The following is a 10,181-nucleotide window of genomic DNA, read 5'->3' as shown; positions in this document are numbered from 1 at the left end:
CTAAACCTGAAACATTGTTAAACTTACCACAAATACACGCATTAAGAATGGAAAGATGGAATATTGGAATGAAGAACGATTATAATCATTCATAAAATCATCATTCCAATATTCCTGCTTTCCATCACTTGAATATCTAATCATTTTTTTCCCATCGTTACATCACGCTATACTGTTTGAATGAATTCAGCAAATAATAAACAGTCGAGTTGCTGATTTGAAAATACAAGAGAACACCTACAATAGTAACCACGATAAAAATGATGCTGTAAAAATATACCGTTCCGGAACTCACATCAAAAATCACATATATACCTTTCATCAAACGATAATAAATCCAAACTGTAAAAACAACTAAAGCAATAAGAAGGTAAACTGTCACAAATTCCGCATTTAAAACTTTATAAAGTATAAGACCTAAAGGAAGCAATAAAAGTAAAGGCAAAAAAGACCACGTTACAGTAAAGTAAACACTTGAAAAGAAGACCTGATTCCTTACAAAGAACGAAGCTATCTTAACTAACAATGTTGTAATTATTAAAAAGAAAATTGAAATTACAGTTAACCAGATTATAGCATAAAGAGGATTCCATGCTAAATAAGAAACTGCTTTAATAAGAGATGGCATTCCAAAAGCAAGTACAATTTTTTCCAGTAAGATATTCCCTCTGAAATAAAAGAGTAAATTGGAAAGCAGCAATGCTGATGTTCCGGATAACATTAACATTAAAAAGTTAGAATGAAAACCGGAAAGAATCCGTTGATCCCGAACATCTGAAAAGAAGTTATATGGTCTTAGCAAAGCCCTGGAAGCATCTTCGCGAAATTTCCGTTTTGAATTTATAAGGAAACCTAAAAGAAGTGCCAATGCCATTCCGAATAGAATGAAAACCATCGGCGCATCATCTTTTTTACTGCCAATTGGAATGGTTACTTTTTCCGTTGAATGAAGTTTTGAATAAATAACCTTCTGACTTATGCGGTTTAGTTCCCGGTCCTCTCCAAGGATTCCAATACGGTAAATGTTATTTTGATTGAAACCAGATATTAAGGAAGAATAATCTCCCCTGAAATCAAAAATGGAATTGATAAAATAACCAGAACGATTATTGTCTATACAAAAATCCAAAAGATCAGAATAAAATTTTGCCTGAGCTTCATACGAAAACGGATTAAGATAACCATTAGTGCTGCCCGAATATGAAGCATAAGTTGCTTCACTTATAAATACTTTACCTTTTCCTAAATCATGTTCAACATTTTCCAGTTTTAATTTGAAATCATCCAATTGTTTATTAACAATCTCGATACCATAGAAATCTACATTTTCAATTTGCGTAATGTTGTATCCAACAAATGAAGCAAATGTTAGTTTGTTAAAATACATTTTAGTAATAGCACCAAGTTCTTTTAAAAATTCTGCCTGTTCAAAAGAATTTGAAACATATGAACTACCTAATCCAACAGCAGCTACAGCGCCATATTCTTTATAGCTGTTAATAAAAGGAATTAAAAAACTTTTAACGCGCTCCTTAAAATTTGCATTCCAGCATATCTGGGTAGGAATACTATTCAACGGTAATTCTATCAGTGCAAGCAAACCAAATTCCTCACAAAGATTTAGCATTACCGGGTCGGGCGTTCCCTTTGCAAACCTGATTGCATTAAAACCAATAGACTTAATGATTTTTACATCTTCTTTCATTTGCTGGTAAGAAGCCAGGTTACCATTATTTACATATGAGGCATAATAAGTTACGCCATTTAATGTAAAACTGTGTCCGTTTAATGTTAAGGAATCTTTATGAGCCTGAAGTGAATAAAAAGAAATTGGTTTTATTATTTCATCAATTACTACATCGTTCCGTACAAGTTGAATTGTAAGCTTATAAATCCTTGGATTTTGTGGAGACCAAAGTTGAAGATTATTCAAATCGAATGACATCGAAAGATTTTTTTCCTTTCTTGGCAAAAGGATAAAGCTTTGAACATAATTGGAAATAACTTCTTCCCCAGTTGGTGAAACGAGCCGTAACCTGCAAGAAAAGGAATTTGAATTGGAAAGAGTATCGCTCTTATTAATTCCATTATTATTTATAAATTTTGCATTGATATTTAGGTTAGCTCTTGATGTGCCGGAAACATTGTAAGAATGTTCCCAACCGGATAAAAATACTTTTGGCATTACTTCAAGAAAAACGTTTCGTGCAATTCCCCCAAAATTTTCCGGGAAAAGTAAACGTTGTTCAACCGGTATACTTTCATCAGAATTAATTTGATGAAATACTTTAACCGTTAGTATATTCTTTCCTTTAGTTTTCAAAATGTCTTTAGGCAAATCTATTTTGATTGGGTAATCTCCGCCAGAATGTTTGTAGATTACAAAATAATTCAGCATAATTTCTGCGGAATAATTAATTCCATTGAAAACAAGTCTGAAATGATTTTCTGATATTGTTACGGGGTCAAGATTCAAATTTTTCTCGTAAACCAGAACTTCTTCACCAGTAAAGCTTGATGGAACTGTAACAGATTTTCTCTTTTCAAATTCATTTGGAAGATATACATCCCACCTTCCATTAAGATCGATTGTTTTTCTTAGTTTGGAGCCACCAAAAGAAACGCTATCGATGTTCTCAACGTCTTTTCTTCCAAGTTCTTTTATTACAACTTGTCCCAGGTTAAGGTTGGCTAATGCAAGAAATGTGATTAGAATGTATACAATAAATTTTGATTTCATTATTAGTGTTTAACGTTAAAAAAAAGGACACTAAAGATACTACTTTTGAGGAGGCAAATCAATATAAAAAGCGGGAAAATAAAGCATTTTTAAGCCTTTTCAAAAAAAAAGAAAAGGCTTAAAACGAATGATTTATGCGGATTTGATAATAGAAATAAATGAGTCGGCTTTTAAACAAGCTCCACCTACTAATGCACCGTCCACATCCTGTTGAGAAAGAAGTTCTTTTGCATTATCTGGCTTAACACTTCCACCGTATTGGATAACCATGTTTTGAGCAGCACTATCAGAGTAAAGTTTGCTTATTAAAGTTCTGATGAAAAGATGAACTTCCTGAGCTTGTTGTGGAGTTGCGTTTCTGCCTGTTCCAATTGCCCAAACCGGTTCATATGCGATAATAATATTTTCTAATTCATTTTCTTTTATATCTTTCAAACCTTCAACAATTTGTGTTTTTATAATTGTTTCGGTAATTCCTTCTTCTCTTTGCTGTAATGTTTCTCCAACACAAAATATAGGTTTTAATGTTGCGGATAAAGCTTTCTTCATTTTCTTATTTATAAGTTCATCGGATTCATTAAATATAGTACGGCGTTCTGAGTGCCCAAGAATTACAAATGTACAGCCAGCGTTTTTTAGCATATTAGCGGAAATCTCACCAGTAAATGCACCACTGTCTTCAAAGTGCATATTTTGCGCACCAAGCAGTATTTTTGTGCCATATACCAAAGTACTTGCTGTTTCAAGTGAAGTGAATGGAGGACAAATAATTATACCGGTTTGTAAATTTTCATTTTGCAATTTTGTTTTTAATTCATTAATAAGATTTTTTGTTGCCGAAATATCATTGTTCATCTTCCAATTTCCGGCGATTATTTTTTTTCGCATTCTGTTCACCTAAAAAATTTATAATTACAGGTTGTTTGATTCTTTTCTAAATTTAAGCTGTGGGTTTTTATCTGGATCTTAATTTATGAAGAGTAAAACTCTTGAATAATAAACAAACAAAATCATCACTTAAATTGCTTATTTTGCAATAGAAAACATTACTAACCGTTCACAGCTTCAACGCGTCTTATACCAGGCACTTCGCGGATCAATGCTCGTTCAACTCCAGCCCGTAATGTCATTTGAGACATTGGGCAATGCCCGCATGCACCTGTTAATTTAACTTCAACTATTCCTTCCGGTGTTACTCTGATTAATTCAACATCTCCGCCATCAGCCTGCAAATAAGGACGTATTGATTCCAAAGCCTTTAATACTTTTTCTTCCATAAAGGATTCTCGATAATTTAATGCTTATTTCTCTTCACCAAGTAAAATCTCTACTTTTTTTGAAGCCCGTGAGATTAAATTAATACTAATTTGGGCTGCCAAATCCCTGGAAATTTTTTGAATTATCTGCGAATACTCAGTATCGGGTAAATCATATACAATTGGAACACCTTTATCACCACCGATTCTAATTCTCGGATCTATTGGAATTCCACCAAGGAATTCAATTTTATTCTCAAGTGCAAGTTTTGAACCGCCACCGGTGCCAAAAATATCATACCGAATTCCAGTATCAGGCGCTAAAAAATAACTCATATTTTCCACAATACCAAACACAGGAACATTAACTCTTCCGAACATTAACAGTCCTTTTCGTGCATCTACCAGGGATACTTCCTGCGGTGTGGTTACTATAACTGCACCGGTTAGTGGAATAGTTTGAACCAGTGTAAGTTGTATATCGCCGGTACCTGGAGGCAAATCGAAAATAAGGTAATCAAGTTCGCCCCAATCTACATCGGACATAAATTGTTTTACTGCGCCACTTGCCATTGGACCGCGCCAAATTACCGGGGTTTGCTCATCAATCAGAAAGCCGATTGACATGATTTTTAAACCATATTTTTCAAGAGGAATTATTCTAACACCTCCATTTTCCTGGATTACTTTGGGTCTTTCATTTATCCCAAGCATTATTGGAATACTTGGACCATAAATATCTGCATCCAGTAAGCCAACTTTAGCGCCATCTTTTGCAAGTGCTACGGCAAGATTAACTGCAACTGTGCTTTTTCCAACTCCACCTTTACCGCTTGCAATAGCAATTGTATTTTTAACATTGGGCAGAATAACAGATTTTCTATCGTCATTGTGTGTTCCCACATTTGATGACATTTCAATAGAAATATTGCCAACGGTTGGGATATCATTTTTAATTGCTTCAATGCAATCACTCTTTATTTTATCTTTAAGTGGACAGGCTGGGGTTGTAAGTTCTACCGTTAAGGAAACATCATTTCCATTAATTTTAATATCTTTGATCATTCCAAGTGTTACCAGATCTTTGCGAAGATCCGGGTCATCTACTTTTCTTAATGAATTCAAAATATTTTCATTTGACAATTCAGGCATCGTTCCTCCAAAAACTTCATTTCTAAAAACTTGAATTTGATTTTATAACATTGATTTAATTAGAGAGGTTCACAAAATTTAACATCAATATTTTGCGGTTCTAAATATTTTGTTTTAGTTTTTTACTGTTCTCCTTTATCGCATAATTCATCAACCACTCCTGAGAGTTAATTTTCTTTGCTCCATTCTCAGGAATTTTATGAACATACTTTCCATTCGGGAGCAGTATACGTGCTTTAACATTATCTTTAAATGAAGCATTCAACAACGTACGGATGATAGTATGTTTTATATGCTCATCTTCTATCGGGAAACAAATTTCAACTCTTCTTTCAAGATTGCGCTGCATTAAATCAGCACTGCTTAAATAAATATCTTCACTTCCATTATTGTAAAAGTAATAAACGCGGCTGTGTTCCAAATATCTGCCAACAATACTTATCACTTGTATGTTTTCACTTAGTCCTTCAACTCCGGGGATTAAACAACAAATTCCTCTAACAATCATTTCTATTTTAACACCACTATTCGATGCCTCGTATATGGCGGAGATTAATTCTGGATCAACAAGTGAATTCATTTTAAATATAAGGTGACCCTTGCCCCCAGCTTTTACATTTTCAATTTCTCGATAAATTAATTTCAGAAATCTCTCTTTCATATTTATAGGAGCAACAATTAATTTCTTAAAATCTTTTTGTCCGGAATAACCAGTTAGGAAGTTGAAAATTTCAGAAACATCCGAGCAGATATCTTCATCATCTGTAAACAAACCTAAATCTGTATAAATCTTTGCAGTTGAAGAGTTATAATTTCCTGTACCAAGATGAACATATCTTTTAAGCCCGTCAAATTCCTTGCGAACTACCAGAGTCATTTTGGCATGTGTTTTTAACCCAAGTAAACCATAAACTACATGAACACCAACTTTTTCAAGTTCTCTTGCCCAATAAATATTATTTTCTTCATCGAATCTTGCTTTCAATTCCACAAGTACCGCAACCTGCTTTCCTAATTCTGCTGCTTCAATCAGGGATTCGATAATTGGGGAATTTGATCCAACTCTATACAAAGTCTGTTTAATTGCTATAACATCAGGATCTTTGGTTGCTGCTTTAATAAAATCAATTACGGGATTAAATGAATGATACGGATGATGAATAAGAATATCCCGTTGACGAATCAAACTAAAAATATTTTCTGCTTCCTCAAAAATGTGGGGGATAACTGGGTAATGTACTTTTTCTTTAAGATCGTGAAAGGGAAGGTCATAAAGCATCAAAACATAACTTAACCCAATGGGTCCATCAACAATATCAACATCATCGCGGGTAATTTGCATGTTTTCAATCAAAGTATCGATCATAAACTCAGGCATGGCGTTTTCAACTTCAAGACGAACGACAGAACCGAACCGGCGTTGTTTAATTGTTTCTTCAATCACCTGCAATAAATCATCGGCTTCATCTTCCTGCAATTCAAGGTCAGTATCTCGTGTAATTCTAAATCGATGTGCTTCAAGAATTTCCATTCCCGGAAAAAGCAGGTTAAGATTTCTTTTTATCACGCTTCCCAACCAAATTAATCTTATTGCTTCATTCCCATTGCTTTTCTTTTTATTGGGATTAACGATATCATTTACTGGCATCAACCTTGGCAATATGCTTGGAACTTTAACGCGGGCAAAATGTTTTTCACCTGTTGGTTTTTTAACTAATACTGCAAGACTTAAACTAAGGTTCGATATATATGGGAATGGTCTGCCTGGATCGAACGCTAAGGGAGTTAATACCGGATAAATTTCTTTCTTAAAATACTCATCTAATAAAGTTAATTCATTTTCTAAAAGTTCATCTGCTTCAACTATAAGAATATTATTCCTTTTAAGGGCAGGTAAAATTTCATCCTTCCAGAAGTCCATTACTGTTTTAAGCATTTCCTGAACTTCCTTTTCAATCTTTTTGAGCAACTCCTTTGGAGTAAGTCCATCGATAGTTGGTTCGCTAACTTTTGCAGCAACCTGATCTTTTAAACCAGAAACTCTGATCATATAAAATTCATCCAGGTTGGAGCTAAAGATTGAAAGAAATTTTATCTTATCAAGAAGCGGCAATTCTGGGTTAAGCGCTTCTTCCAAAACTCTTCTGTTAAATTCCAACCAGCTAAGGTCCCGGTTAAAGAAATTTTTTGGATTATTGTACTTTTTTAATAATTCTTTATACGGCATTATGCTAACTTTTTTTACAAATATAAAACTTTTCTTTTTAAAAGAAGAAAGGAGCCATAAGAATGTATTCAGAATCCTGTTTTTGGATTTATTTTAACCCTAATCTGCCTAACCTTGCTCCTTTCCCCTTCCCATTTCTACTTTCCTACTTACTCCTAACCGTTTTCTTTGCAGATGAATAACTTTTCAAATCGTAATTTATTGTAATTGAAGGCATTTCAAGTCGTTTAATTGCAACGCCTGCTTTCCTGAAAAAATCTTCTGCCATGGTATCGTGATAGTCGGAAAAAATCACTATCTCTCTAACCTGTGCACCAATTAAAGCTTTAGAGCAATTAGTACAAGGCATATTTGTTATGTATGCGGTTGCACCAATTGTACTTGTTCCATTAGTGGAACATTGAAGGATTGCATTCATTTCTGCGTGGATAGTTCTAACACAGTGATTATCAACGATTAGACAACCTTCATCTTCACAATGAACATCACCTGGGATTGAGCCATTGTAACCAGTTGATAAAATTTGTTTGTCTCTTACAAGCACGCAACCGCAGTGCATACGCGGGCAGGTTGAACGTTCTGAAACTAACATAGCAAGTTTTAAAAAATAATTATCCCACGATGGACGATGCACTTTTACTTTTGTCATTTATGTTTAATTCCTTTGTTTAATAATCAAGCAATTTCAAAATAGTTAATGAATCTGAAAAATTGTTTTATGGTTAAATTTTTACAGTAATTTAGCAATTAAACAATCAAACAATTCATTTCCCTCAAATTTTCAATTACCTATTAAGCGATCAAAACACTTTACTTTTCCGATTCAAAGATAAAGATTTAGAAATCTTTTTGAAAAACACCTCACTAGAAATTATTTCTTTTCGTATTTTGCGGAAAAGAATTTCCACAGGAATAAAAATGAAATCATTAATCATCATAATATTGATTGGAATAGTTATGAATACAAATCTAACTTCGCAAACCACAAAAAAAGCATTCATCAATGGAAAAATTTATACGGTTAATAATCAACAACCGATTGCTGAAGCAGTTGTAACGGATGGCAATAAAATAATTTTTGTTGGCAGCAATGCAGAAGCTAAAACTCTGATTGATAAACATACACAGGTAACTGATCTTAATGGAAGATTAATGCTTCCGGGTTTTATTGATAACCATGTTCACTTTCTAAGCGGTGGATTTCAATTGTTGGGGATTGATTTACGGAAAGCAAAATCAACAAAAGAGTTTAAAGCTATTCTTAAAGATTACGTTTCTAAAAATAAATCCAAATGGATAACCGGAGGCGATTGGGACCACGAAGCCTGGGAAGTAAAAGAACTTCCTGCAAAAGAATGGATTGATGATTTTTCTCCCACTACACCAATCTTTGTAAACCGATTTGACGGACATATGGGATTAGCAAATTCCTGTGCACTTAAACTTGCTGGAATTACAAAAGATACTCCGAATCCTGATGGTGGAGTGATTGTAAAAGATTTAAAAACGGGTGAGCCAACTGGTATGCTGAAAGATAATGCAATGAACCTGGTTTATGGTTTGGTTCCGACCCCTTCAGAAAAGGAATACGAAGCAGCTTTAACTGCAGCGCTTGATGAAGCAAAGAAAAATGGATTCACTTCGGTACAGGATATTACTTATCAAAATGATCTGAGAACTTATCAAAAGTTTGAACGTGAAAACAAACTAACCTGCCGCATCTATACCCGGCTTCCTGTTTATGATAATGAAAATCTTAGCAACCTTGGAATACAATATGGATTTGGCAGCAACAAATTAAAATTAGGTTCGCTTAAAGCTTTTGCAGATGGTTCGCTTGGTTCCAGCACAGCTTTATTTTTTGAGCCATATGTTCAGGATAAAACCACGAATGGTTTAGCGATGGAAATTGTTACAGATGGCAGCTTAAAAAAATGGTCCATAAATGCTGATAAGAATAAACTTCAGCTTTGTATTCATGCAATTGGTGATAGCGCAAACTCGTTGATGCTTGATATGTTTGAAGAAATTGAAAAGATTAATCCAGTTTGGGATAGAAGATTTAGAATTGAGCATGCTCAGCATGTAATACGGACTGATGTTGATCGGTTTGCAAAACTTGGGGTAATCGCTTCGGTTCAACCTTACCATGCAATAGATGATGGCTGCTGGGCAGAAAAAAGAATTGGCAAAGAAAGATTGAAAGATATTTATCCGTTTAAATCCTTTCTTAATGCCGGAGTAAAATTATGTTTTGGCAGTGATTGGTCAGTTGCGCCGCTTAATGCAATACTTGGAATTTATGCTGCCGTTACCAGAAGAACTTTGGATGATAAAAATCCCGGTGGATGGATACCTGAGCAAAAAATTTCTATTGAAGATGCAATTAAATGCTATACAATAAACAATGCTTATGCGTCATTCGAAGAAAAAATTAAAGGCAGTATTGAAGTTGGTAAACTGGCAGATTTCGTAATTCTTAATAAAGATATTCTAACAATCGATCCGGTTATGATAAAAACTGTGAAAGTTGAAATGACAGTTTTTGATGGAGAAATAATCTTTAATTGAAATTCCAAAATACAAAGGACAGATAATAAACAATTTCCAAATGCCAATTATCAATTTTGAAATTAGTAATTAGGTATGTGAAATTTAGGACTTAATACTGAGTGTTTTACAGAATACAATAATCCTAAATTTAAATCCCAAACCAATCTGGTATTGATAATCACAAGCATTAAAAACTATCGATTTAATTATTGACATTACTCTCCGATTTATATAAAATTACATCCGTTTAATA

Annotated in this window: 8 protein-coding genes; 1 reads left to right on the top strand and 7 read right to left on the bottom strand. The window is 33.9% G+C overall.

Annotated elements, in window-relative coordinates; all coding sequences use genetic code 11:
* From NTX22_13125 to NTX22_13095, 7 genes are all read right to left on the bottom strand, one after another.
* Positions 1-144 carry a hypothetical protein gene (locus NTX22_13125; protein ID MCX6151466.1) on the bottom strand — a complete coding sequence of 48 codons (144 nt, stop codon included), beginning with the start codon at positions 142-144 and terminating at the stop codon, positions 1-3.
* A 13-nt stretch (positions 145-157) separates the two neighbouring features.
* Positions 158-2,740 (bottom strand): hypothetical protein, encoded by a 2,583-nt coding sequence (locus NTX22_13120; protein ID MCX6151465.1) that lies wholly within the window; start codon positions 2,738-2,740, stop codon positions 158-160.
* A 132-nt stretch (positions 2,741-2,872) separates the two neighbouring features.
* Positions 2,873-3,628 carry a triose-phosphate isomerase gene (tpiA, locus tag NTX22_13115; protein ID MCX6151464.1) on the bottom strand — a complete coding sequence of 252 codons (756 nt, stop codon included), beginning with the start codon at positions 3,626-3,628 and terminating at the stop codon, positions 2,873-2,875.
* A gap of 161 nt (positions 3,629-3,789) precedes the next feature.
* Positions 3,790-4,017 (bottom strand): NifU family protein, encoded by a 228-nt coding sequence (locus tag NTX22_13110; GenBank protein ID MCX6151463.1) that lies wholly within the window; start codon positions 4,015-4,017, stop codon positions 3,790-3,792.
* A 24-nt stretch (positions 4,018-4,041) separates the two neighbouring features.
* Positions 4,042-5,148: an iron-sulfur cluster carrier protein ApbC gene (apbC, locus tag NTX22_13105; protein MCX6151462.1), complete on the bottom strand. Its 1,107-nt coding sequence runs from the start codon at positions 5,146-5,148 to the stop codon at positions 4,042-4,044.
* A gap of 100 nt (positions 5,149-5,248) precedes the next feature.
* Positions 5,249-7,375, bottom strand: coding sequence for a polyphosphate kinase 1 (gene ppk1 / locus NTX22_13100; protein MCX6151461.1), 2,127 nt, complete (start codon positions 7,373-7,375; stop codon positions 5,249-5,251).
* Between the two features lie 145 nt (positions 7,376-7,520).
* On the bottom strand, positions 7,521-8,024 hold the full coding sequence (locus tag NTX22_13095; GenBank protein ID MCX6151460.1) for a deaminase: 504 nt from the start codon (positions 8,022-8,024) through the stop codon (positions 7,521-7,523).
* 269 nt (positions 8,025-8,293) lie between these two features.
* Between NTX22_13095 and NTX22_13090 the strand changes: the two genes are divergently transcribed.
* Positions 8,294-9,946: an amidohydrolase gene (locus NTX22_13090; GenBank protein MCX6151459.1), complete on the top strand. Its 1,653-nt coding sequence runs from the start codon at positions 8,294-8,296 to the stop codon at positions 9,944-9,946.
* The last annotated feature ends 235 nt before the right edge of the window (positions 9,947-10,181 follow it).

This window comes from Ignavibacteriales bacterium (genome assembly GCA_026390815.1).
Classification (GTDB): Bacteria; Bacteroidota; Ignavibacteria; order Ignavibacteriales; family SURF-24; genus JAPLFH01.
The sequence above is the reverse complement of the archived record's forward strand: the minus strand, read 5'-3'. Positions and strand labels throughout refer to the sequence as shown.

Bases quoted from the DNA above. Each gene is read 5' to 3' on its own strand.
- tpiA (MCX6151464.1), bottom strand. From the start codon at position 3,628: ATGCGAAAAAAAATAATCGCCGGAAATTGGAAGATGAACAATGATATT.
- NTX22_13090 (MCX6151459.1), top strand. From the start codon at position 8,294: ATGAAATCATTAATCATCATAATATTGATTGGAATAGTTATGAATACA.
- NTX22_13120 (MCX6151465.1), bottom strand. From the start codon at position 2,740: ATGAAATCAAAATTTATTGTATACATTCTAATCACATTTCTTGCATTA.
- NTX22_13095 (MCX6151460.1), bottom strand. From the start codon at position 8,024: ATGACAAAAGTAAAAGTGCATCGTCCATCGTGGGATAATTATTTTTTA.
- ppk1 (MCX6151461.1), bottom strand. From the start codon at position 7,375: ATGCCGTATAAAGAATTATTAAAAAAGTACAATAATCCAAAAAATTTC.
- NTX22_13110 (MCX6151463.1), bottom strand. From the start codon at position 4,017: ATGGAAGAAAAAGTATTAAAGGCTTTGGAATCAATACGTCCTTATTTG.
- apbC (MCX6151462.1), bottom strand. From the start codon at position 5,148: ATGCCTGAATTGTCAAATGAAAATATTTTGAATTCATTAAGAAAAGTA.
- NTX22_13125 (MCX6151466.1), bottom strand. From the start codon at position 144: ATGATTAGATATTCAAGTGATGGAAAGCAGGAATATTGGAATGATGAT.